The organism is Rickettsia massiliae MTU5, assembly GCF_000016625.1.
GTDB classification, from domain to species: Bacteria; Pseudomonadota; Alphaproteobacteria; order Rickettsiales; family Rickettsiaceae; genus Rickettsia; species Rickettsia rickettsii.
Genome location: NC_009900.1, coordinates 972,501 through 997,337 on the forward strand (window position 1 = coordinate 972,501; position 24,837 = coordinate 997,337).

Here is a 24,837-nt window from a genome sequence, read left to right on the forward strand (position 1 = left end):
AGTATTAAGTGTTTTAGTAAATAAAGCGGGATTGTGAATTAAATCGTAATACATATCGCTTAAATCTTCAGCAACGGCTAAAGCCGTTTCTTTTAGCTGTAATTTATGCTCGGCAATATAAGATTCTGCAACTATCACGGATTGATCAAGAACCGTAGAAATCTTCTTATCAAACCAAGCTTGAACACTAAGATTAAAAAAATAAACAGAAAATACCGAAACAATTATAGTTGGAATAGCTGCAACTAAACTAAAGGCAATTACAATACGATTTTGTAATTTAGAACTATCGTTATTATTATTTTTAGTAAAAAATTTTTGAGTTAGTAAAACACCTAAAATTAAAAAAATTGCTAAATCAACTAATAAAAATCCAATAATCGTACTAAAATTCTTTGATTCTAAAGATATCACATAAAAAGTAGCACAAGCAAAAATAATAGCTGCTGTTGCTAAAGTAAAAATTAGTACTCTACTAGAAAAATAAGAACGTAAATTTTGTTTAAGATAACTAAGCATAGCTACTGTTTATATGACTTATAACAGTTCTTTATAACATAAAAAACGCTAATTGGAAATATTTCAAGTTTTAAGTACCTTATTGTCATTTCTACAAAAGCGGAGTGTTGTTGCATTGATTGTTTTTATGTCATTCCCGCGGAAGCGGGCATCCAGTCAAACATATAAAAACTTGTTTTTTATTATATTTATTTCGTCAAATACGTAATTTTGTATGGCTATTTTTTTGGATTCCTGCTTTCGCAGGAATGACATCTTGAACGTTCGTACAACACATGGTCAAGCAACTAGATGACAATAAAAAAAGCTAGAAATATTAATATTTCTAGCTTTATATTTAGTATGAAAATTGTTTGAAATTTTATTCATCAAACATTTTTTTACGAGCAAATTTTCTCTGTCTTCTCGCTGCTTCTTGTGCTTTACGAACACGCTTTGCTGAAGGTGTTTCATAATAACGCTGTTCTTTCATCTTACGAAAATAAAGCTCTCTTTGTAGCTTTTTCTTAAAATTCTTAAGCGTATTATCACAATTACCGGCGTGCACATTTACTAGTATCACTAAAATTACTCTCCTTAAAAGATATTGTAGTTTATTGAACTATACCCTATAATTAAGTTATATGTCAAGGTTAAAAATATGAGCATTCAAGAAGAACATCATATCAAAAAAATAAGCTTCGTACAATCTTTATTAGAATTATTACCGTTTAATGAATGGCATAATAAACTACTCGAAGAAGTAGAAGAAAAATGCGGTTTTGCAAAAGGCTATAGCTTAATAGTTTTTCCAGAAGGTTTATCCGAAATAGTAGGATTCTTGGAAGAGTATTTAGATAATATTATGCTAGAAAGCTTAAAGATAATAGCAGAACCATCAAAAATAAGAGAAAAAATATCTTTAGCCGTAAAGATTAGGGTCAAAACCGTACTTCCTATTATTTATAGTAAGAATGCCGCTTATTTTGCATTAAACCCAATACAAGGAACTAAAGTTGCATTCCGTAGTTGTGATGCTATTTGGCGTTATGCCGGTGATAAATCTCTTGATTTTAACTATTATACCAAAAGAAGCTTATTGCTCTCGGTTTATGTTTCATCTATTCTTTTTTATATCCAAGACGAATCGGAAAATTATATTGAAACCGATAAATTTATTGAGACTGCCGTAGAAAATATAGTAAAAACTTTCTCACAGATGAAAAAATTACTTGCCCCTTCAAATATCCCCATATTTAGAATGTTTACGTAGATATGCTTAATGGGTAATATTAACTCCATATCAAATATAAAAATGCCATGAAACTTATAAATAAAGTTAATAATGAATTACATTTAATCACTTGTCATAAGGCTGTAAAAGAAACTCAAGCATTGTTTAAACAACATGGTTCTAAATCAGAATCATTTGTTGATGAATTTTTAAAACAGCAATATCAAGAAGCAAATAAAGAAAATTCTAAATTTTAACTTGTAACCCAATAATGTCTTCTCATAACAATAATTCTTCTTCCTTGATGGCTTTACTTGCAGAAGAAAAAGGACAGGAAAAAATTATCCGATGATATATACAGCAGACAAAGCGTGGGCTAGCTTACAATTAAGTTGTAATATTGTTTTGATTCGCTAATTCACATAATATGAAAACTCAATTTAAAAAAGAATGTTCTAATAAAGAACATGATAGAACATTAGTTAATAATCAAGTTATCCCTATAAGTTATTTCGGTGAAAATTCAAAAACACTGAAGATACTTTTCTCTGAACTTGCTAAAGCGTATAAAAATAATTTAGAGCTTCAAGAGAAGATAAATGATGACAAATATTATTCTTATAAAACAGAAAAGAAATATGTAGGTTTAAAAGAAATCGCCTATACCGAAGAACAACAATATTTAGACAAAGAGCTTATAGAAGAAACTAAACAAATCGAGCCGAAGCCAATATATACTTATCCACCTAGGAAAAAATTAAAAACTTATGATGACATTTCTTTAGCAAAACCAATTTATATATCCAACTATTAAATTATAACGTATGTATAAGGCAAATTAAGTGCTATGAGCCAATTTATAAAAAAGCACGGATAGAGAAAGAGACGATAAAGCGCCGTACTGTTGTTACTAAATATAAGAATGTACCTGAGTATAAAGAGATTCAAGTGAAAAAATTTAACGAAGTGAAATATAATGAAGATATTAATAGTATAAAGATAACAATAAAGAATTTAATATTTAAAATTTGTGATTTTCTAGCTCTTATGAAAACTATTCATTTAGAGCAAAAACAAAAGCTCCCACTAAATTTAAGGCATAAAGTAGAAAGTGATGCTAAAGCACAGCGCCTTAGCGATTTAACAAAATATACTGGAGTTGCAGTAATGTTTAAATATTTAAATGAAGAGTGAAATATTTAGAATACGAAGCACAAATATTATCGGCTTATGAAGCTGAAACGATAGGTAGTAATAACTAATAGTGAAATGAATTGAGTTAGACAAAATTTCTATATCATCTTTTAATCTGTAATACACCTTATTACTTTCTTAAATACCTTAAAAATTCTTGTATTATGACCTCTCTTGCATATAATTAAGATATTTTTAAAAATAATTTCTAAAATAATGACAAATACTAAATATTATCCTGAAGTTAGCTCGAATGCTGATTTTGCAGGCTTAGAGCGAGAGATACTAAAATTTTGGCAAGACAATAATATATTCCAAAAATCTATTGATGATAGGAACGGAGAGTCAGAATTTATTTTTTATGACGGCCCGCCTTTTGCAAACGGTTTGCCGCATTACGGTCATTTGCTTACCGGCTTTATTAAAGACGTATATGCTAGATACCAAACCGTAAAAGGTAAGAAAGTCGAGCGTCGCTTTGGCTGGGACTGTCACGGTCTTCCTGCTGAAATGCAATCAGAGAAAGAACTTGGCATTTCAGGGCGTCTTACAATAGCTAATTTTGGTATAGAGAAGTTTAATGCACATTGCAGAGCTTCGGTAATGCAATATGCTAATGATTGGGAAGAATATGTAACTCGTCAAGCAAGATGGGTGGATTTTAAAAATTCTTATAAAACGATGGATAAGAATTTTATGGAATCCGTACTTTGGGCATTTAAGGAGTTATATAATAAGGGGTTATTGTATGAATCTATGCGGGTAATGCCTTATTCTTGGGCATGCGAAACACCGCTTTCTAATTTTGAAACAAGACTTGATAATTCTTATCGTGAGCGAGCCGATAAAGCTGTAACGGTGAGTTTTGTACTATGTCATCCCGTGGCTACGACCACAGGATCTTTTAAAGAATACCGTATACTCGCTTGGACGACGACACCTTGGACATTGCCGTCAAATTTAGCCTTAGCAGTCGGTAGTGATATAGATTATGCATTAGTCCCTAAAAATGATGTTTGTTATATAATAGCTGCCTCTTCCGTCTCTAAATATGCTAAAGAATTAGGACTTACCGGTGAAGAAAATTTTGAGATAATTAAAGGCTCAGAACTTCAAGGATTGAGCTATAAATCTTTATTCGACTATTTCGAGAATCATCCAAACAGCTTCAAGATATTTGCAGGCGATTTCGTGGTTGAAGGTGACGGCACGGGAGTCGTACATATGGCTCCAGGCTTTGGTGAAGATGACCAAATACTTTGTGAATCGAAAGGTATTGAGCTTGTTTGTCCTGTTGATAATAGCGGTAAATTCACTAAAGAAATTCCTGATTTAGAGGGTTTACAAGTATTTGATGCAAATGACAAAATAATAATCAAACTGAAAGAGCAAGGAAATTGGCTAAAAACCGAGCAGTATATTCATAATTATCCTCATTGCTGGCGAACAGATACGCCTCTTATATATAAGGCTGTGCCGTCATGGTATGTAAAGGTTACGCAGTTTAAAGATAGAATGGTAGAGTTAAATCAGCAAATTAACTGGATACCTTTCCATGTTAAAGATAATTTATTTGGTAAGTGGCTTGAAAATGCTCGTGATTGGTCGATAAGCCGTAATAGATTCTGGGGAACGCCGCTGCCTGTATGGAAGTCCGATGATCCAAAATATCCACGCATAGACGTTTACGGCTCTATAGAGGAATTAGAGAAAGATTTTGGTGTTAAAGTTACTGATTTACATCGTCCATTTATCGATGAACTGACCAGACCAAATCCCGACGATCCAACCGGTAAATCAACAATGCGTAGAATAGAAGACGTATTTGATTGCTGGTTTGAAAGCGGTTCAATGCCATATGGGCAAGCCCATTACCCTTTTGAAAATAAAGAGTGGTTTGAGGATCATTTTCCGGCTGATTTTATAGTTGAGTATTCAGCTCAAACACGTGGATGGTTTTATACTTTAATGGTGCTATCTACCGCTTTATTTGATCGCCCACCGTTTTTCAATTGTATATGCCACGGCGTAATTTTAGACTCTACAGGTCAAAAACTTTCAAAGCGTCTTAATAACTACGCCGATCCGCTGGAGCTATTTGATAAATACGGCTCTGACGCTTTAAGAGTTACGATGTTATCTTCAAACGTTGTTAAAGGTCAGGAGCTATTAATTGATAAAGACGGCAAAATGGTATTTGATACGCTTCGTCTATTTATCAAACCTATATGGAATGCTTACCATTTCTTTACGATGTATGCTAACGCCGATTCGCTTAAAGGCGAGCTTAATTTTAGCTCTAAAAACGTACTTGATGTTTATATATTATCTAAGCTTAAAATAGCCGTACAAAAAATTGAAGAGAGCTTAGATAATTTCGATACGCAAACAGCTTATCATACAGTTTCAGAATTTTTTGAAGTGTTGAATAACTGGTATATAAGACGAAGCCGAGCTAGATTTTGGAAAAGCGAAAAAGATACAGATAAGCAAAATGCTTATAATACTCTATATTCATGTTTAGAAACCATGGCTATTGCGATGTCGGCACTAGTGCCTATGATTTCGGAAGCGATATATAAGGGATTACGTCATTGTGAGGAGCGTAACGACACGGCACTTTCAGGAAAATCAAACGTCATTGCGAGGAAAGACACAAGTCTTGACGAAGCAATCTCAGGAGTATCTCACAAGATTGCCACAACACTTTCAGTGCCTTACAATGACGAGATTAGCGTACATCTCTGCAACTACCCTACTCTCTCAGACTTTGAAATAAATCACAAGCTGGTTACTACTATGGATAACGTGCTTGATATTTGCAGTAATAGCCTATTTATCCGAAGCACTGAAAATATCAGGGTAAGGCAGCCACTTGCTAGCATAGCTATTATCAGTAAACATAATAACAACCTCAAAGATTTTGAAGATTTAATTAAAGACGAAATTAATGTTAAGGTGGTAATTTACCGTGACGATCTAGAGAATTACGCAAGCAAAAAACTATCGATTAATTTCCCAATGCTTGGTAAACGTTTGTCGCATAAAATGAAAGAGATTATAGCCGCTTCTAAAAAAGGTGAGTGGGAAGCTATCGCAGGCGGTTTAGCTATATGCGGTGAAACCTTAAATAGTGACGAATATAAGCTAGTTTTAGAGCCGTATTCACATATCAAAGGAGCAGCAAGTTTTGAGAATAATAGTAGCTTGTTAATACTTGATTTAGAGCTAACACCTGAGTTAATAGAAGAAGGATACGCAAGAGACATTGTACGCTTTATACAACAGGCTCGAAAAGCTGCCGATTTCTCTATCACTGATAGGATTTTAATTGAGATAATAAGCGAGTTTGAGTTATCTAAGATAATTGATAATTATGGAGACTTTATTAAAGAACAAACTTTAGGCGAGTTTGCTAAAAATTTCACGCCTGATTATGTCAGTAAAGTAGAATTAGAGAACCATCAAATACAACTTAAAGTTAAGAAATTGTAAATTATTTTACTATCAATTAAGATATTGATAATTTACTTAGATTAATCTATAGTACGCACGCTATAAATTAATTTAAGGTAAATTATCATGCATAACTCCTCCACAGCTCCCTCCGGGGGTTCTAAAATTAAAAGCACTACTAAGCCGGAGAAACTACTAAAACAGAAAATGTAATAACTCTAGGGTATTTAAAACAATATTTTGATGCGTTTCATCCTAAAGACGGGACAGCATTAAATATTATAGCTAGCTTAGATGATCTGAATTTAAATAAAATAAATCTCATGGAAGGCCTTATATCGCAAGGTGCAAATAAATACAAAGCATTAGAATTTGCACTTAAAAACAATAATGCACAAGCTGAATATTTACTTAATCATCTTACGTTTGAACCTAATCCCAGCCTAATACAAGCAATACACAATAAAAGTTTAATTTTAGTAAAGTATTTTGTAGAAGAAAAACCAGCGAATGTAAATTTTAGTCATTATGATTCTAATACACTAAATGTTACTACTGCCGGTTTGGAAAGAACCTTACAACACAGACATTACATGTGATCTTTTAATAAAAGGAGCAACTTATTTAAATACAACCTTAGAAGAAGCAGCACAAGGTGGTCAAAATGTAAACGATCTTCATAAGCAAATCTTTTTTAAAGCAATAAACGAAAATAAGCTTGAAGTAATTAAAAAATTTGTTGAAATATACGGTTTTGATGTTAATACTGAATATCGTTTTAACACACCATTAAGTACTGCAAATTTAAAAAATAGAAAAGAAATTGCAAAGTATCTTTTATCTAAAAATGCTAATTTAGATGTAGCTCTAGAAATAGCAATAATATACGGTAATTTAAATGCGGTAAAAACATTTTTAATACTTGCATCAGAGCATGGGCAGGTCACAATAGTAAAATATTTACTTAAACACGGTGCTAACTATAATGTTAAAGGATGGGAAAAAGATAACTTACTTACATAGCGATGTATCGTGTCAACTAACTCAAATCACTGAAATTTCTATATTGTGTGAAAAAGCTAATAATCCTAACCACAAATATATATTAGAGAGGATATTAAAAACAAGTATATCACCACATTATGACGGATATAAGAATTTATCAATTCAGAACAAATAAAGCAAAAATTTTCTAAATTCAAACAACAACTATCTAAAGATTTACAAAATTTCGCAGAAATTAAAGCACTGTTAGAAGATTATTCTAGCGGGAAGAAAATTCCAATAAATACAAATACTGTAGTAGAAGACGAGGGCTATGTTTCTGATTTTAAGGTTGAAACTGAAAAACCTAACACAGGCTCTAGGTTAAAACATATTCCTTCTAAATCAGGTATATTTAGCACTTTTGCCCTTGAGGGACTTGATGAAGAAACGTCTTTAGGCGGTGATATAAAAATATTTGATTCTGAGCTTTAATAATGTCATTCCTACGATAAGATTGCTTCATTGCCTGCTCTTATGTCATTCCCGCATAGGCGTTGTTGCGTGGGCCAGTTTCCTAATTGTTACCCTGTGGCTTGTCCATGGGGTCTAGTTAAAAATACTAATATTATTAGTATTTTTAACTAGATTGCTTCATCAAAACTTACAATTTTTCCTCGCAATGACGACAAAACCTCTTGCACATTTATTAGATACATATATTACCATGAAACATGAGAATCATGTTTCATGGTAATATATACTTTTCTATAAAAAAATCTAATTAAAATACGGAGGAACCAATGAGAAATATAAAGAAGCTATAGACATGTATAGTAAAATACACAAAAGCTCTAATTCTTATCAAGAAGCACAATATTATTTAGGAGAGTGTTACCTTAATCAAGAAGAATTTATAGAAGCTGTAGAGACATATAATAAGGTAAACAAAAATCATTATCTATTTGAAAATAGCTAGCTTAAATATTTCAGTTATTGAGAAAAATTTTGACTTAATTAATATGGATATATTCTAAATAAATGAATATAGTAAACTGACCTCCATTTTGTACTTCGTTGTTCGTTGTCTTGCCTATGAATAATATATAGGCTCCACCCTTACGCTTGTCATAAAATGGAGCTGAGTTTACTATAGTAGCGAATTATAGAATTATAAGCGAAAGGCAATATATTATTAGGTTCTGTAAAGGAAAATTAAATTAATCTATTTTTGCTCTTCTTTGCTGCAAATTATAAGATTGTTTTGAAATAGGAACAACTATTACTGCAAACATCTTATTAATTTTCGCTAAAAAATATCTGAAAATATAAATAATTGAATTATCCTTTACAGAACCTAATATATCAAGCAAATTCTAATAATACCTGCCCTCTTACAACATTATCCTTTTCATTAACAAAAATTTTAGCTATTTTTCCGTCTCTTTCGGCAAGAATCAGGTTTTCCATTTTCATAGCAGTTAAAATCATAATTTCTTGTCCTGCCGTCACTTCCTGCTCTTCTTTCACCTTTATCGCAGCAATCTGACCGCTTAGAGGAGCTTGTAGTTCGGAGCTTTCTTCCACCACTACTTTTGAGACCATCAACGCTTCAAGTTCTGATATACGAGGAGAGCGTACAAAGGCTTTTACGCTAATACCGGCATGCGATAATAAATAACCGGTTCTGATATTCTCAATTTTCACATTTGTCTTTTTACCGTTAATTATAGCCGTAAAAAGTTCATTACCTAAATTCCAGTTACTACGAATATATATTCTATCGCTTTCGTGACGTATATTATAGCCGTTTTCAACAGGTGTAATTAATACGGGAAATAGTTTATCATCGATAGTTACTACCCACCTTGTACCTATTTTGTTAGCCTGATTGTTAATATTGCCGGAAATTAAAGAAACACGTCTTTGCTCCGATATATAAATAAAAATAGCCGTTGCTAAAAATACGGTAGTTACTTCTGAAGTTAGACTAGCGCCGGAAAAACCGTCAGGATATTCTTCTTGAATAAAGGCAGTAGAAATATCGCCACTAACAAGGCGTGGATGTAGCATTACCGCTTCTAAGAAACTGATATTATGAGCAATACCGTTAATTATATAAGAACTCAAAGCAGAACGCATGAGCTCAATTGCCTGTTCTCTTGTTTCACCGTAAGTACATAATTTTGCAATCATTGAGTCATAAAACATACTTACTTCGCCACCCAGCCCAATCCCTGTATCTATACGGATATTAGGACTCTTTGCAGGTTCGGAATAAGCTATAATTCTACCGCTAGAAGGTAAGAAACCTCGGCTTGGGTTTTCGGCACAAATTCGTGATTCAAATGCCCAACCTTTTAATTTTACGTCATCTTGCGTAAATGATAATTTCTCGCCGGCTGCGATTTGTATCATCTCTTCAACGATATCTATACCGGTAATTAGCTCAGTAACAGGATGCTCGACTTGCAACCTAGTATTCATCTCTAAAAAATAGAAATTTTTATTGCTATCTACTATAAACTCAACGGTACCGGCCGAATAATATCCCACTTTTTGAGATAAGGATATTACCTGCCGATACATTTCTTGCCTTATATCTTCAGTAATAAAAGAACTGGGTGCTTCTTCGATTACTTTTTGATGGTGACGCTGTATTGAACATTCCCGCTCTCCGAGACATACACTATTGCCGTATTGATCGGCAATTAGCTGAATTTCGATATGACGGGGAGTTTGAATTAACTTCTCAATAAATAATCTATCATCACTAAAACTATTGGCTGCTTCAAGCTTTGCCGACTCAAAAGCATTGGCCATTTCAGCGGGATTATTCACTACTCTCATACCACGCCCACCGCCACCGGCAGCCGCTTTTACTATTACCGGAAAACCAATCTCTTTAGCAATATCTATAGCTTGTTTAACATCGTTTATAGTTCCCATATAACCCGGAACGGTGCTAACTCCGGCTTCTATCGCTATCTTTTTTGCTTCGATTTTATCGCCCATTTTTTTAATAGTTCCGGCACTCGGTCCTATTAAAACCACACCTTCTCTTTTAAGAATATTGGCAAAATTTGGATTTTCTGATAAAAAACCGTAACCTGGATGTACTGCACTTGCGCCACTTTCACGAATCGCCGAAATAATATTTTTAATAGATAAATAACTTTCCGTTGCAGGGGAATCACCTATATAATAAGCCTCATCTGCATGCTGCACATACATTGAGTTTGTATCTGCTTCAGAATATACTGCAACCGACTTGATTCCCATCTTTTTTAAGGTACGTATTATTCTAACGGCGATCTCGCTACGATTAGCAATTAAAATTTTATCAAACAATGGTTTATTCATAGTTTTTTGTATCCTAATGTCACCCCGTGGCTTGACCACGGGGTCTTGTGTCACAGACTGTATTCTGAGATCTCGTGGTCAAGCCACGGGATGACAGCTAAAGCGGCAAATTATCATGCTTCTTCCAAGGCAGTTCTACTTTTTTAGTACGCAGGAAATTTAACGCCTTACATATTCGCCATCTGGTATTTTGCGGTCTTATAATATCATCCAAATATCCCCTAGATGCCGCAACAAAAGGCGAAGTTACTACTTTCCTATATTCATCGATTTTTTGTTTTTTAGCTTCAGGGTTTTTACATTCTTCCTTAAATATTATCTCGGCCGCTCCCTCTGCCCCCATAACGGCGATTTCCGAATTAAACCAAGCATAGTTTATATCGCCTCTAAGATGCTTGGAGTTCATAACTATATAAGCACCTCCATAAGCCTTACGGGTAATTACAGTAATCTTCGGCACTGTAGCTTCCGCATACGCGTATAACAGCTTAGCCCCGTGTTTAATAATACCGTCATGCTCTTGGGATGTACCAGGCAAAAATCCAGGCACATCCACAAGGCTTACTATAGGAATATTGAAAGCATCACAAAATCTAATAAATCTTGCTGCTTTTCTTGAGGCGTTTATATCTAAACATCCTGCTAAATGCAAAGGCTGATTAGCCACAAATCCTACCGGATAACCTTCCATATAACCAAAGCCAATAATGATATTCTTAGCAAAATCAGGTTGTAGTTCAAAAAATTCTCCCTCATCAACTATACGCTCAACAAGCTCTTTCATATCATAAGGCTTATTAGGAGTGTTAGGTATTAACGTGCTAAGAGACATATCAACTCTATCGGCAGGATCAACAGTCGAACGAACAGGAAGAGGACTACGATTGGATGACGGAAGGAAATTAAAGAATTTACGAATTTCAAGCAATGCTTCTATATCATTGTTGAATGCAAGATCGGCAACGCCGCTTTTAGTGGTATGCATCCTAGCACCGCCGAGCTTTTCTTGGCTTACTTCTTCACCCGTAACGGTTTTTACTACATCGGGACCGGTTACGAACATATAAGAACTATTCTTAACCATAAATATAAAATCGGTTAAGGCAGGAGAATATACCGCACCACCGGCACAAGGTCCCATAATTAGGGTAATTTGAGGGATGACACCCGACGCTAAAACATTACGCTGAAATAATTCACCGTATCCGGCCAGAGCATCAACCCCTTCTTGAATTCTTGCTCCCCCTGAGTCGTTAATACCGATTACGGGAGCACCGGTTTCTATAGCTTGATCGATAATATCGCAGATTTTCTTAGCATGATATTCGCCGAGAGAGCCGCCGAGTACGGTAAAATCTTGGCTATAAATAAATACCAACCTACCGTTTATCGTACCGTGTCCCGTTACAACGCCGTCACCTAAAAACTTTTTATCCTGCATCCCAAAATTATCGCATCTATGGGATACAAACATACCTGTTTCAGTAAAGCTATTCGGATCTAATAATACTTCTATGCGTTCTCGTGCAGTTAACTTACCTTTTTGATGTTGTGCGTTGATCCTAGCTTCACCGCCCCCTTGCCTTGCAATATTTCTTCTCTCATCCAGTAACTCAAGAGAGATTATATTACTTTGATTCATAGATTATTTATAGTTTTATTTTCCACAATATCCATAATATAATATAATAATGCTAATGTGAAAAGATAATTATTTATGTCGTCTACCAAAGATATCAAAGAAGCACCGAAAAAAGCCAAATCACCGGCTAAATTTGATAATTTATCAACTGCCTTAAAAAAGAATTTACAAAGAAGAAAGAAAGTTAAAACGAAAGATACTACAAGCCAAGCTTTATCTGCATTACAAACAATAGTAAAAAATTACACTGATTCTACGGACGAAAAAATTTCTCTTGTAGATGAATTAATAAACTCAACCACTACCGGCTGAGAGCCGGTAGGTTGATGATAGGCACTAGAAGTGCCGTAGAGTTTAAGCTAAAGCTTATTCCAATCTAATGTTAGAAATAGAAGTTGGTTTATGAGCTTCTGTATGGTTATTTATATACTCATTAATTACTTCATCTGTGATATGACCACTTGTTGTACTAAAATAACCTCTTCCCCAAAAATGCTTCCCCCAATATCTCTTTTTTAATTCTGGGAATTCTTGTTGTATTCTACGTGCAGTTCTACCTTTTGCTCTTTGTACAAATTCACTTACTGCTATATTAGGAGGTATCGATACTAAAATATGTAAATGATCAGATGATATCACCCCATTTACTATCCTAATATTCATTTCCTCTGAAACTTGAGCTATGATTTCCCTAATCCTTTCTTTGATAACTTGGGTTAATACTTTATAACGGTATTTTGTTATCCATACTATGTGATACCTGTGATAATATACCGTATGTTTCCCTTTTTCATATTCTGTCATAGTCATCCTATAAAATAAGTCCTACTTACTTATTTTATATAAGACGACTATGACTTATTCAAACTAAAGTTTCTCCACCTGAAGGTGGAGGTTTGAACCATCAGCTGGATAATCAAGACGCTTAGAAACAGAAAGTAAATAAGCACCACATTTGACATATTAATATAAATTGCTAATATTTGGGGAGTTTAGGTTTTGTTGCATAGCTCGCTTATGTCATTCCTGCATAGGCGGGAATCCAGGGTCAAGCGAGATAAATCGAGTTTTTAGTTTTAAAAACTTACTGTATTTATATTTTTTAATTACTGGATTCCTGTTTTCACGGGAATGACATAAGAGTCACCCAACAAAATTGGCATTTAAAATATTTTATATCATGGACACAAACAAATTATATCTTTTCAAAGATAGACGATTTTTACCGAATTTTATAGTGCAGTTATGCGGTTGTCTTAATGATAATATATTAAAAAATGCTCTGGTAATCCTTATAACTTATGGTATTTCAGGAGCTTTAAGTAAATATAATAATCTACTTGTTTTAATTGCTAATGCTACTTTTGTATTACCTTTTATAATATTCGCAAGCATAGCAGGACAAATTGCTGATAAATACGAGCGTGCAAATCTTATTAAAATTATTAAGATTTGTGAAATCGGTATAATTGCCTTTGCAATTTACGGATTTCATCATAATAATCTGTTAATCCTGTTTTGTTCTATTTGCTTAATGGGTATACATTCTACTTTTTTCGGTCCAATCAAATATAGCGTATTACCTGATCACCTAAATAAAGACGAACTACTTGGAGCTAACGGCTTTGTTGAAGCCGGAACTTTTATCGGTATTTTTATCGGTACTATAATCGGCAGCTATTATACAATCAGCAATAATTTTATAATTTATTCCTTAATTACCATCGCTTTTCTTGGCTTTATTACAAGCCTTTTTTCCCCAAAATCTAAAAACGCAAATCGTGATATTAAAATAAATTTTAATATTATAGATGAAAGCATAAATATGATTAAATATGCCAAAGCAAAAAAACAGATATATTTAGCGATACTTGGTATTTCATGGTTTTGGTTTATCGGAGCTGCTATAATTTCTCAAATACCTTTACTTGCTAAGATAACTTTTAAAGCTGATGAGAATGTTGCTAATTTATTTTTGGCGGTTTTCTCGCTTGGTGTTGGGGTCGGTTCGTTTTTATGTAGCAAAATATTTGAAGATGAGATTACCGTTAAATATCTATTTATTTCAGCCCTAGGCATTAGTATTTTCGGTATTGATTTATTCTTTGCAAGTAGAATTAGCTCAGTTAACTACGAACCTACTCAGCTAAAAAGTATTTTAGTATTTTTATCGAAAAGACATAATTGGCGAATAGTTATAGATTTATTGTTCTTAGCGGCAATAGGCGGATTATATATCGTTCCTCTTTTTGCGATATTACAGCATTACGCAAACCCTGCTCATCGTAGTCGAATTATTGCCGTTAACAATCTTATCAATTCCATTTTCATGGTGGGATCAACAATAATTCTATCTTTATTATTTTACCTAAATTTCACTATACCCTGGATTATATTATTTATTAGCCTAGCTAATATAATCGTTACTATACATATTTACCGTTTAATACCTGAAGTTAAAATTATTCCGTTTAAGCTATTGCGAAGAATATTCCAAATCTGTTTTGATCTTATGTATAAGGTTGAAGTTAAAGGATTTGAAAATTTTCAAAAAGCAGGTAAAAAAGTAGTAGTGGTTGCTAACCATATTTCATATCTAGATCCGCCGCTAATTGCTACTTACTTACGAGAAGAAATGACTTTTGCAATTAGTCCCGATATACAAAAAATATGGTGGATTAAACCGTTTTTACGTATGGCAAGAACTTTGCCGGTTGATCCAAGTAACCCAATGGCAATAAAGACTTTAGTAAAAGAAATACAAAAGGATCAGAAAGTAGCAATTTTCCCTGAAGGTAGAATAAGCGTTACCGGCTCTTTAATGAAAATATACGAAGGACCGGGAATGATTGCCGATAAAGCCGGTGCTACCATCTTACCGGTTAGAATAGATGGTACTCAATTTACTCATTTATCAAAATTAAAAAACATATTAAAAAGAAAAATATTTCCTAAAATTACTATAACCGTTTTACCGCCGGTAAAATTCGCTAATATGGATGCTACAAACAATCAAGCACGACGCAGTTATATATCTAGGACTCTTTATGATATCATGGCTGACATGATGTTTGAGAGTTCAGACTATAAAAATACTGTATTCTCATCTCTTATAGAAGCTGCTAAAATTCATGGATTTAAGAAAAAAATAGTTGATGATTTTGAAAATAATGCGGTTACTTATCGAGATTTAATATTAAAATCTTTTATCCTAGGTGATTTAATCAAAAAGAATAATATCTTTGGCAGAAATTTAGGCTTAATGTTGCCTAATACCACGAATATGTTAATGACTTTTTACGCTATGCAATCTAGCGGTTATGTTCCTGCTATAATTAACTGGAGCAACGGCATAAGTACTATTATTAACTCCTGTAAACTTGCACAAATTAAAGTAGTTTACACTTCAAAACAATTTATTGAGAAAGCAAATTTACATGAATTAATAACTAACTTATTAGATTTCGGTATTAAAATAATATATTTAGAAGATTTTAAAAATCAGATTGGTACAGCTCTAAAACTAAAAGCAAAAATAGGAAGTTATTGTGCCCAAACTTATTACAATTATTTTTGTCGTAATCGTGATGACGAAAAAGCGGCAGTGATAATTTTTACTTCGGGTACTGAAGGTGAACCTAAAGCCGTATTATTATCTCACAGAAATTTACAAACTAATAGATATCAAATAACTGCTAAAGTACCTTTTAGCCCTGAAGATATAGTATTTAATGCGCTACCGCTATTTCATTGTTTTGGTCTTAGTGGTGCAATTATTACAACTTTAAACGGTATTAAGCTGTTTCTATATCCTTCTCCACTAAATTATCGTAGCATTCCTGAAGTTATATACGATATTGGAGCAACTATATTAATTTCTACCGATACTTTTTTAAACGGTTATGCTAATTACGCTCACCCATATGATTTTTACTCATTACGCTATATATTTGCCGGTAGCGAGAAATTAAAAGAATCTACAAGACAATTTTGGCTTAATAAGTACGGCATACGTATTTTTGAAGGATATGGGATTACAGAAGCCTCACCTATTATAGCTTGCAATACCCCTATGCATAATAAAGCAGGCACGGTAGGAAGATTATTACCAAAAATTGATTATAAGCTCGAGAAAGTAGAGGGAATAAATGAAGTGGGACGTTTATTCATTAAGGGTCCTAACATCATGCTTGGTTACTTGGACTTAGAAGGTCACCTTACTTATAAAGAATGGTACGACACAGGCGATATAGTCAAAATCGATTCTGAAGGGTATATAACAATTTTAGGACGTTTAAAACGCTTTGCTAAAATAGCAGAGGAAATGATATCTCTTACAAAAATTGAAGAACTTGCAAGCGAAATTGATCCTGATTCCTTGCACGCTGCTATTTCTATTCCCGATAAAACGCACGGAGAAAAGATTATTTTACTTACTACCGGTTCCGATATAAATAGAGAGAACTTTGCAGATGCTGTATCTAAAGCTCAAATTTCTTTACTACATTTACCGAAAGTAATTATTACCGATTCAGGAATACCTCTACTTACAAGCGGCAAAATTGATTATCTTGAGATTATGAAAAACGTGGATAGATTCTAACATCATTGCGAGTAACTGTAAGGAGCGTGGCAATCTCAGGAATCGTGCCTGAGATTTCTTCGTCGACGCCTATGGCGTCTTCTCGCAATGACGAAAAAAAATGCCACACACAACAACGCTGGTCAAGCCACGGGACGACATTTATTTTTGCTTTTGACTATTAATAGCAGCATTCAAAACTAATTTAAACCACTTACCTAATCACTCTTGATCCTCCATAATTTCAGGTAACACCTTCCGATATGATAGAGTTACAAGTTTACCTTTACTTTGATATACAAATGACTCAGAACCGAAAGATTGAAAATATGCATAAAAGTGCTTAGGTCTAACTTAAAATATAATTCATTGCTCTTAATAATTCCTATTATAACACCACCATTATATATACCATATCCACCAAACATTGCACAAACAGCTACTGAACCATATGGTTCTAACAATTCTTTGACATATTCAGTAAATTCATTTTTGTTCATAATAATCGCTTTAAATACAACAAACCATAAATAAACGTACCTAATATAATAAACAATGGAGTTAAAGGTAAATCAAAGTAGAAAGAGCTAAATGCGGCACAAAAATTAATAAATAAAGATATAAGAATTGATATTATAATCATCTGGGAGGGACTATATGCTACAAACCGTGCAATCATTGCAGGAATAAGTAAAACAGCAGTTACCATAAGTACTCCGACAATCTTTATAGCAGAAAATACCGATAATGAGAGAAGAAGTAAAAATATTAGCTCAATAATATTAACCTTTAAGCCTTTTATGACGGCAATATCTCTATTGATAATGATAAGAAGAATTTGATTATAAAAATATACTATAAAGCCTATAATAGTTATTAGCACTATTGCAAGTATCATCAAATCATTAAAAGATACGGATAAAATATCCCCAAACAACAAATTCACTATATTATTCTGCAAAGAAGTAAAATAATTAATAACTAAAGCAACAGCTAGCATAAAGCTAGAAATCAAATTAATAACTGCGTTTTTTTCAGAATTATTTTTAAAAATAAACACAAAAAACGAAAAAAGAATTGCAACTATTATGCCTGAATATATTAATGGAACATGTGCTATAATACTGATGCTAGCCACTAAAAAACTACTATGAGCAAGCCCGTCACCGAAATAAATATATCTCTTCCATAGGGCAATACAGCCAAGCGGGGCAAATATGCAGCTAATTAAAATTAAGGCTAGTATTATTAAAGTCATCTGAGTATATTATATATGTTTGTTGTATGACCTCTTGTTATCCCGTGGCTTGACCACGGGATCCACTAAAGTTCTGAGGCTGTATTTATGCTCGTGGTCAAGCCACGGGATGACATTGGAAAGAATCATAGACTATGTCTTCAATCGATAAAAAAGAATTAGAAAAATTTGAGAAAATTTCTCATAATTGGTGGAATAAGGACGGAGAATTCGGTATCTTACACCGAATAAACCCTATTCGCCTTGAATATATAATAGAGAAAATAACTACGCATTACAATAGACACCTTTCCAAACTCGCTTATAGAAAGGAATTTGTAGGAAACACGCAGCACAGCACCGCAGCGTACATAGAAGTACGTGAGGATGCGAGCAGCGGATTGACGCACAAATTACCTCTAGCAGTAGAGTTTGAGAAGATGTCTAACGATATTTCTAAATTAGAAATATTAGACGTCGGTTGCGGTGGAGGGTTAATTGCAACGCCTTTAGCGGCTCAAGGTTTTAACGTTACAGCCATTGATGCACTGCAAAGTAATATTGAAACGGCAACTGCTTATGCTAAGGAAAACGGCGTAAAGATAAATTATTTACAATCTACTATAGAAGAATTAGAAAGTGACAAGCTATATGATGTGGTACTTTGTCTTGAGGTTATTGAACATGTAGAAAACGTACAACAATTTATACTAAATTTGGTGAAGCATATTAAGCCAAACGGTATGGCAATAATTTCTACGATTAACCGTACTAAAAAAGCTTATATACTTGGAATAATAGTTGCCGAATATATTTTAGGTTGGGTACAAAAAAACACTCATGATTATAGCAAATTCCTAAAACCGTTGGAAATTTACGAAATGCTTACGGATACTGAAATTGAAATTAAAGAGCTGAAAGGCTTGGTATATGATCCGGCTAAAAATGAGTGGAAATTAAGCGATGATATAGACGTAAATTATTTTATGTGTTTGGGGAGAAAGAGTATGTGTTATCCTAGCTAACTTGATCAGCCTTATTGCATGAATACCGTCGTCATTGCGAGCGACTGTAAGGAAACGTGGCAATGACGCAAAAACTGATCCATGCAACAAAGCCGACTTGATCGCGGGATCCAGTTAAATATACTAATATTATTAGTATGTTTAGTTGTTTTCTGGATACCGTGGTCAAGCCACGGTATGACACAGTGCTTAGTATATATTTAAAAAAGATAATAAATGACTAATAACGTAATTACTAGATTTGCTCCGTCACCGTCGGGGTTTTTACATATAGGTTCAGCAAGAACCGCCCTTTTTAATTATTTGTTCGCAAGGCATCATAACGGTAAGTTCTTGCTTCGCATTGAAGACACGGATAAAGAAAGGTCAACTAAAGAAGCGGTAGAAACTATATTCTCAGGTCTAAAATGGCTAGGGCTTGATTGGAACGGTGAGGTTATATTCCAGTCTAAACGTAATAATCTTTACAAAGAAGCTGCACTAAAATTACTGCAAAACGGTAAAGCATATTATTGTTTTACTAGCCAAGAAGAAATAGAAAGACAGCGACAACAAGCTTTAGAAAATAAACAGCATTTTATTTTTAATAGCGAGTGGCGTGACAAAGATCCATCTATCTATCCTACTGATATTAAGCCGGTAATACGTCTAAAAACTCCAAGAGAGGGTAGCATAACAATTCATGACACCTTACAAGGTGAGGTAGTAATTGAAAACTCTCATATAGACGATATGGTACTATTAAGAGCAGACGGCACTGCTACTTACATGCTAGCCGTTGTAGTAGACGATCATGATATGGGTATAACTCATATTATTAGAGGTGACGATCATTTAACCAATGCAGCAAGGCAACTCGCTATTTATCAGGCTTTCGGATATGAAGTACCGAGCATGACTCATATACCGTTAATTCATGGAGCAGACGGAGCAAAATTATCCAAAAGGCATGGAGCATTAGGCGTTGAAACTTATAAGGATATGGGGTATTTACCGGAAAGTTTGTGTAATTATTTACTGCGTCTTGGATGGAGTCACGGCGATGATGAAATTATCTCAATGACTCAGGCTATAGACTGGTTTAATCTTGATTCACTCGGTAAATCACCTTCTAAGCTTGATTTTGCTAAGATGAATAGCCTTAACGCTCATTACTTAAGAATGCTTGACAATGATAGCTTAACTTCAAAGACTGTAGAGATATTGGAACAAAATTATAATAAACTTCTTCGGAAGCTCGCTTATAGGAAGGAATTTGAAGGAAACACGGAACGCAGCACCGCAGCGTATATAGACATACGTGAGGATGCGAGTACCGGATTGACGTACAAATTACCCCTAACAGTAGAATTGCCGAAGAAGTTTAAGGTTAGTGAGCAGGAAATAGGCTATATCAAACAAGCAATGCCAAGCTTGTTAGTTAGAAGTGCAACATTACTAGAACTAACACGCCTTGCTCAAATTTATCTAGTAGATTCGCCTATCATCTACAACCAAGATGCAAAAAAAATTATAGAAAATTGCGATAAGAATTTAATCAAACAAGTTATAGAAAACTTAAGCGAACTTGAGCAGTTTGATAAGGAATCCGTACAGAATAAATTTAAAGAAATAGCAGCAGCAAACGACTTAAAGCTGAATGACATTATGCCACCGGTAAGAGCTTTAATAACAGGTATGACTGCATCACCTAGCGTATTTGAGATTGCAGAAATTTTAGGAAAAGAAAATATTTTAAAAAGGTTAAAAATTATATGAAAGATTGTATAAAAAAAATTGCTTTTGTTTTTAGTGGATTATTTATAATAACCGGCACTTTTGTTTTGTATAGCATAGGAAACGTCAACGCATCAACAGCACCAAAAAAGTACGGAGCTTGGACTTTAAATTGTACTCTTAATAATGAGAAAAAACAACTTTGCTTCTTATCACAACAAATTAATAATCTAGAGAAAGATAAAGAAAAGGAAATATTAGCCATTTATCACATAGGTTATTTCAATGGGGAGCAAGAAGAACAGGAATTAAAAATAATAGAAATAGTCCCGTCAAATGTTCAAATTCCGGCAGGTACAGTTATTAATAGCGGTGACAAACGAATAGCAGCCGGAAAATACGTAAATTGTACAGTAAACGGCTGTCAGGCTTTAGCTATTATTACAAAAGACGATCTAGACATGATTTTATCAAACGACAATTATATAGAACTAATTACCGCAGACGGCAAACAAGCTAAAATTTCATTTATAAAAGACGGCTTAAAGGAAGGCCTAAAAGCTTTGAGTAGATAGTAACGCAAGAATTTAAGCATTGTTGCGTGGATACTAAACCGTCATTGCGAGCGACTGAAAGGAGCGTGGCAATCTCAAGATTTTGGTCCGAGATTGCTTTGTCAAAATTTTCAATTTTTCCTCGCAATGACGACTTGGGTATACGCACAACAATGCTTTGAGTCGCTTAGCGCATAACTACTCGCTATTAAGTTGCTTTAAAGCTTAATTAAGCATCGTGATGATGGTGTCCATGTCCAGAGGGGGGCCTTCACCGCCTAAACTTGCTTCATATTCAAGAACCCATGATTGATGAAATGCCATGCCGGTATCAGCGACTATCCATCTTGCTAAAAGAACACGCAATCCTGCTTCTCTTTCCGGAAGAATTATTGAGTGATCCGTAGAAGCAGGTAATGGATGGCTCCAAAATGGTTTTTCTTGGCTTATATTTTCACAACATTGTCTTAAGCTCATTAAAAGTTAGTCTTTGAGAAAAGAGTCAGTAGGATGATCAGTGATTGCATATGTATAACCACGTGTTTTATGTGCCATGGTATAATCCCAATTTATCTCAACCACTACCGGCTGAGAGCCGGTAGGTTGATGATAGGCACTAGAAGTGCCGTAGAGTTTAAGCTAAAGCTTATTCCAATCTAATGTTAGAAATAGAAGTTGGTTTATGAGCTTCTGTATGGTTATTTATATACTCATTAATTACTTCATCTGTGATATGACCACTTGTTGTACTAAAATAACCTCTTCCCCAAAAATGCTTCCCCCAATATCTCTTTTTTAATTCTGGGAATTCTTGTTGTATTCTACGTGCAGTTCTACCTTTTGCTCTTTGTACAAATTCACTTACTGCTATATTAGGAGGTATCGATACTAAAATATGTAAATGATCAGATGATATCACCCCATTTACTATCCTAATATTCATTTCCTCTGAAACTTGAGCTATGATTTCCCTAATCCTTTCTTTGATAACTTGGGTTAATACTTTATAACGGTATTTTGTTATCCATACTATGTGATACCTGTGATAATATACCGTATGTTTCCCTTTTTCATATTCTGTCATAGTCATCCTATAAAATAAGTCCTACTTACTTATTTTATATAAGACGACTATGACTTATTCAAACTAAAGTTTCTCCACCTGAAGGTGGAGGTTTGAACCATCAGCTGGATAATCAAACTTGTCACCGGCTTTTACTTTATGAACATGATGGTACTTGCTTCCATCTCTCCAATCAAATGTTTTGCCAGATGCAAATTGTCGCATTTCTGCATTAGTATAATTAACAGAATCTCTCGCATCTTCTTTTCCACCGCTAAGAAGATGTCCCTCTTTAATTGCCGGTGCACTTAGAGTATCATCAGGAAAGTCAACATCACCAGGAAAGGATTTTTTCCTCCTTCCATCTCATTTTTCTGTGAGCTATCCTTTAACAACCTTAATTCTTCGCAAACTCAAGCCATTGTCTTCGGTAAGGTTACTGCCCCATGATATGGGGTAACACCTAAGATATGCAAAAATTTCTTATCGTACTCTGCTTTATTAGAAGCTATTTTGTTATCAACTAGTTTTTTAGTCATAATTTACCTTTAATTTAAATTGTATTTCGATATATATAAAAATAGATTGAATAATAATCTATCTTTACAATTAACAATGCTTACTAAATTTTTAATATATTGCAAGAAGTTATAAACCACTAAAGTGAAAAAATATTTGAGAATAAATAAAAAAATGCTTTTCTTTTTATTAAGTTTTATTAACTATTTTTATATTTTTACTTAAGATACTAGCTATTATTATGTAATATATTCAATTTATCATGTTAACAAAAATTAATTAATGTAATGTAACTGTGTAAAAAAATCACAAAAATATAATCCTATTTAAAAATCAATTTGAGGTTTGTGATTATAGTAAAAAATTAATTGATCGAATTAAATATTTGAATACTATAGTAGACTCACCTATAGATATAACAGAAATTGAAAAAGGTCTTTATTATACTCGTAAATATCATGCTTCTCAAATGCGTCAATCAGGTGATCCTTATTATTCTCATCCTATAGAAGTTGCAATCATGCTTGCAGATTTTACAGCTCTTGAAGCGCCTAAACTTTACAAATCATATATGATAAATGTTGCCCTTCTTCATGATACTATAGAGGATACAATACTTACACATGCTGATATTAGCAAAATTTTTGATAAGAATATTGCCGATAGCGTAGAACGTTTAACAAGAATTAAGCCGTACGGTAAAATTAGCTCCGGTGAAATGTTAAATTTACTAATCCAAGAACAAAGATATGATATCGCACTTATTAAAGTATTTGATCGCCTACATAATTTACAAACTATAAATGCTAAATCTACGGACAAGGCTTTAGAAACAGTAAAAGAAACTATAGAAAGCTTCTTACTCATAGCAGCTTATTTAGGAATACGAACCGTAGAACCACAACTATTAAATGTTTGTACTAATTTTATCAAGCAACATTTCCCTTCAGAACAAAAAGAAATATTTCAAAAAGTCGGTTTACGCAATTTCTTTTTTAAACTTCAAAATAATACAAAATAAAAAAATAAATTAAATTTGTGTCCAAGATAGAAGCCGTCTTTCATCTTGGAGATTCATTATTTCCAACTTCTTCCTAAAGGAGTAGGCATATATTTTAGAAAAAAAAGAAGTGTATATATATCAGCTAAAAACTATTTTTATATTTCCAGTGTGCAGCTTCACCGCTCTCTGCATGATAATGCATCTTATGATCACGTATTTGTATCTCCATTTTATAATTATCCTCAGTTGTGATAATAGTATGCAAAGATTGATAGCCGTTTGGTTTAGGATTAAGAATATAATTTTTAAATTTATCCTTTTCATACTCATAAAGATCATGAACTACTTTTAAAGCTTTATAACATTTCTCTTCATCTATTACCACTATGCTTATCACAAAAATATCTGTTAATTCTTCTAACTTTATACCCTTACGATATAATTTATATAAAATTGATATTGGATGTTTGATCCTACCTGTTATTTGAGCAGCAATATCATGTTTAGATAAATTATGATTTAAATGTTTAATAACCCTTTGAAGCAAAACTACCTCTTTAATTTATACTAATGCAATTAATAGTTATACTTACGAATAACTAAACACCAATTAAAGCAATAAACTTGATTAAGTTTTATTAATATTTCTAATTAATTTGCTATTTTTAGTAAATATTAATAAAACCCAGCTATTTAAATTATCTTATTTTAGTCTTTCTTAACTGTATAAATTATAAGATTTTTTTAAAACCTTACTAATTTTAGTT

At 33.4% G+C, this 24,837-nt stretch carries 24 protein-coding genes and 2 pseudogenes (1 of these 26 cut by a window edge); 15 read left to right on the forward strand and 11 right to left on the reverse strand.

From position 1 onward, the window contains the following. Positions 1 to 519, reverse strand: the beginning of a protein-coding gene (locus RMA_RS05280; RefSeq protein ID WP_012153003.1) for a sensor histidine kinase NtrY-like. The gene continues 1,281 nt to the left of window position 1, outside the view; 519 of the gene's 1,800 nt are visible here — the first part of the coding sequence; its start codon is at positions 517 to 519; its stop codon lies off the left edge, out of view. 361 nt (positions 520 to 880) lie between these two features. Further along, the gene (gene rpsU / locus RMA_RS05285) at positions 881 to 1,081 is read right to left on the reverse strand and encodes a 30S ribosomal protein S21 (RefSeq protein ID WP_012148483.1); all 201 of its coding nucleotides are present in this window, start codon (positions 1,079 to 1,081) and stop codon (positions 881 to 883) included. A 78-nt stretch (positions 1,082 to 1,159) separates the two neighbouring features. On the opposite strand from rpsU, the gene RMA_RS05290 reads away from it, so the two are divergent. The 9 genes and pseudogenes from RMA_RS05290 to RMA_RS05320 all read left to right on the forward strand — a co-directional run bounded on the left by RMA_RS05290 (position 1,160) and on the right by RMA_RS05320 (position 8,345). Beyond that, on the forward strand, positions 1,160 to 1,771 hold the full coding sequence (locus tag RMA_RS05290; protein ID WP_041404803.1) for a COQ9 family protein: 612 nt from the start codon (positions 1,160 to 1,162) through the stop codon (positions 1,769 to 1,771). A 47-nt stretch (positions 1,772 to 1,818) separates the two neighbouring features. After that, the gene (locus RMA_RS09970) at positions 1,819 to 1,989 is read left to right on the forward strand and encodes a hypothetical protein (RefSeq protein ID WP_014365581.1); all 171 of its coding nucleotides are present in this window, start codon (positions 1,819 to 1,821) and stop codon (positions 1,987 to 1,989) included. Between the two features lie 170 nt (positions 1,990 to 2,159). Further along, positions 2,160 to 2,546, forward strand: a complete 387-nt coding sequence (locus tag RMA_RS11160; RefSeq protein WP_231288590.1) for a hypothetical protein — start codon at positions 2,160 to 2,162, stop codon at positions 2,544 to 2,546. A gap of 134 nt (positions 2,547 to 2,680) precedes the next feature. After that, positions 2,681 to 2,926: a hypothetical protein gene (locus RMA_RS05300; RefSeq protein WP_041404804.1), complete on the forward strand. Its 246-nt coding sequence runs from the start codon at positions 2,681 to 2,683 to the stop codon at positions 2,924 to 2,926. 216 nt (positions 2,927 to 3,142) lie between these two features. Beyond that, on the forward strand, positions 3,143 to 6,421 hold the full coding sequence (gene ileS / locus RMA_RS05305; RefSeq protein ID WP_041404805.1) for an isoleucine--tRNA ligase: 3,279 nt from the start codon (positions 3,143 to 3,145) through the stop codon (positions 6,419 to 6,421). Between the two features lie 87 nt (positions 6,422 to 6,508). Next, positions 6,509 to 6,729 (forward strand): annotated as a pseudogene (locus RMA_RS12065) (hypothetical protein); the annotation flags it as partial. Further along, positions 6,706 to 6,981, forward strand: coding sequence for a hypothetical protein (locus RMA_RS12070; RefSeq protein ID WP_041404806.1), 276 nt, complete (start codon positions 6,706 to 6,708; stop codon positions 6,979 to 6,981). The pseudogene RMA_RS12065 and the gene RMA_RS12070, both read left to right, overlap by 24 nt. Then, positions 6,929 to 7,499, forward strand: a pseudogene (locus RMA_RS11165) (ankyrin repeat domain-containing protein); the annotation flags it as partial. The gene RMA_RS12070 and the pseudogene RMA_RS11165, both read left to right, overlap by 53 nt. A gap of 696 nt (positions 7,500 to 8,195) precedes the next feature. Then, on the forward strand, positions 8,196 to 8,345 hold the full coding sequence (locus RMA_RS05320; protein WP_238375419.1) for a hypothetical protein: 150 nt from the start codon (positions 8,196 to 8,198) through the stop codon (positions 8,343 to 8,345). Between the two features lie 386 nt (positions 8,346 to 8,731). On the opposite strand, the gene RMA_RS05325 is transcribed toward RMA_RS05320, so the two are convergent. Together RMA_RS05325 and RMA_RS05330 are read right to left on the reverse strand one after the other, a co-directional pair. Further along, complete coding sequence (locus tag RMA_RS05325; RefSeq protein WP_041404807.1) at positions 8,732 to 10,729, reverse strand: acetyl/propionyl/methylcrotonyl-CoA carboxylase subunit alpha; 1,998 nt, start codon at positions 10,727 to 10,729, stop codon at positions 8,732 to 8,734. A 97-nt stretch (positions 10,730 to 10,826) separates the two neighbouring features. Next, positions 10,827 to 12,371 (reverse strand): acyl-CoA carboxylase subunit beta, encoded by a 1,545-nt coding sequence (locus RMA_RS05330; RefSeq protein WP_012153008.1) that lies wholly within the window; start codon positions 12,369 to 12,371, stop codon positions 10,827 to 10,829. 75 nt (positions 12,372 to 12,446) lie between these two features. Between RMA_RS05330 and RMA_RS05335 the strand changes: the two genes are divergently transcribed. Beyond that, positions 12,447 to 12,683, forward strand: a complete 237-nt coding sequence (locus tag RMA_RS05335; protein WP_041404808.1) for a hypothetical protein — start codon at positions 12,447 to 12,449, stop codon at positions 12,681 to 12,683. A gap of 54 nt (positions 12,684 to 12,737) precedes the next feature. Here RMA_RS05335 and tnpA (RMA_RS05340) read toward each other — a convergent pair whose 3' ends face one another. Next, positions 12,738 to 13,175, reverse strand: coding sequence for an IS200/IS605 family transposase (tnpA, locus tag RMA_RS05340; RefSeq protein ID WP_041404948.1), 438 nt, complete (start codon positions 13,173 to 13,175; stop codon positions 12,738 to 12,740). A 376-nt stretch (positions 13,176 to 13,551) separates the two neighbouring features. On the opposite strand from tnpA (RMA_RS05340), the gene RMA_RS05345 reads away from it, so the two are divergent. Further along, positions 13,552 to 16,974, forward strand: coding sequence for an acyl-[ACP]--phospholipid O-acyltransferase (locus RMA_RS05345; protein ID WP_041404809.1), 3,423 nt, complete (start codon positions 13,552 to 13,554; stop codon positions 16,972 to 16,974). 251 nt (positions 16,975 to 17,225) lie between these two features. Here the strand turns inward: RMA_RS05345 and RMA_RS05350 are convergent, their stop codons facing one another. Together RMA_RS05350 and RMA_RS05355 are read right to left on the reverse strand one after the other, a co-directional pair. Continuing rightward, positions 17,226 to 17,453, reverse strand: a complete 228-nt coding sequence (locus tag RMA_RS05350; protein ID WP_049749373.1) for a TfoX/Sxy family protein — start codon at positions 17,451 to 17,453, stop codon at positions 17,226 to 17,228. Further along, positions 17,450 to 18,211, reverse strand: coding sequence for a metal ABC transporter permease (locus RMA_RS05355; protein ID WP_012153011.1), 762 nt, complete (start codon positions 18,209 to 18,211; stop codon positions 17,450 to 17,452). The genes RMA_RS05350 and RMA_RS05355 overlap by 4 nt, the downstream gene beginning before the upstream one ends. 134 nt (positions 18,212 to 18,345) lie before the next feature. Between RMA_RS05355 and ubiG the strand changes: the two genes are divergently transcribed. From ubiG to RMA_RS05370, 3 genes are all read left to right on the forward strand, one after another. Continuing rightward, positions 18,346 to 19,215: a bifunctional 2-polyprenyl-6-hydroxyphenol methylase/3-demethylubiquinol 3-O-methyltransferase UbiG gene (gene ubiG / locus RMA_RS05360; protein ID WP_012153012.1), complete on the forward strand. Its 870-nt coding sequence runs from the start codon at positions 18,346 to 18,348 to the stop codon at positions 19,213 to 19,215. A gap of 216 nt (positions 19,216 to 19,431) precedes the next feature. Next, positions 19,432 to 20,973: a glutamate--tRNA ligase gene (gltX, locus tag RMA_RS05365; RefSeq protein ID WP_012153013.1), complete on the forward strand. Its 1,542-nt coding sequence runs from the start codon at positions 19,432 to 19,434 to the stop codon at positions 20,971 to 20,973. Continuing rightward, positions 20,970 to 21,506, forward strand: a complete 537-nt coding sequence (locus RMA_RS05370; RefSeq protein ID WP_012153014.1) for an invasion associated locus B family protein — start codon at positions 20,970 to 20,972, stop codon at positions 21,504 to 21,506. Before gltX ends, RMA_RS05370 begins: the two co-directional genes overlap by 4 nt. A gap of 204 nt (positions 21,507 to 21,710) precedes the next feature. Here the strand turns inward: RMA_RS05370 and RMA_RS05375 are convergent, their stop codons facing one another. From RMA_RS05375 to RMA_RS11800, 3 genes are all read right to left on the reverse strand, one after another. Further along, positions 21,711 to 21,962: a lytic polysaccharide monooxygenase gene (locus RMA_RS05375; RefSeq protein WP_238375420.1), complete on the reverse strand. Its 252-nt coding sequence runs from the start codon at positions 21,960 to 21,962 to the stop codon at positions 21,711 to 21,713. A gap of 169 nt (positions 21,963 to 22,131) precedes the next feature. Further along, on the reverse strand, positions 22,132 to 22,569 hold the full coding sequence (gene tnpA, locus RMA_RS05380) for an IS200/IS605 family transposase (RefSeq protein WP_041404948.1): 438 nt from the start codon (positions 22,567 to 22,569) through the stop codon (positions 22,132 to 22,134). A gap of 392 nt (positions 22,570 to 22,961) precedes the next feature. Continuing rightward, on the reverse strand, positions 22,962 to 23,087 hold the full coding sequence (locus RMA_RS11800; protein ID WP_274377908.1) for a hypothetical protein: 126 nt from the start codon (positions 23,085 to 23,087) through the stop codon (positions 22,962 to 22,964). A 296-nt stretch (positions 23,088 to 23,383) separates the two neighbouring features. Here RMA_RS11800 and RMA_RS05385 point away from each other — a divergent pair, with 296 nt between their 5' ends. Continuing rightward, positions 23,384 to 24,088, forward strand: a complete 705-nt coding sequence (locus tag RMA_RS05385) for an HD domain-containing protein (protein ID WP_012153015.1) — start codon at positions 23,384 to 23,386, stop codon at positions 24,086 to 24,088. Between the two features lie 124 nt (positions 24,089 to 24,212). On the opposite strand, the gene RMA_RS05390 is transcribed toward RMA_RS05385, so the two are convergent. Then, on the reverse strand, positions 24,213 to 24,617 hold the full coding sequence (locus tag RMA_RS05390) for a bifunctional (p)ppGpp synthetase/guanosine-3',5'-bis(diphosphate) 3'-pyrophosphohydrolase (RefSeq protein ID WP_014365568.1): 405 nt from the start codon (positions 24,615 to 24,617) through the stop codon (positions 24,213 to 24,215). Positions 24,618 to 24,837: the final 220 nt, after the last annotated feature.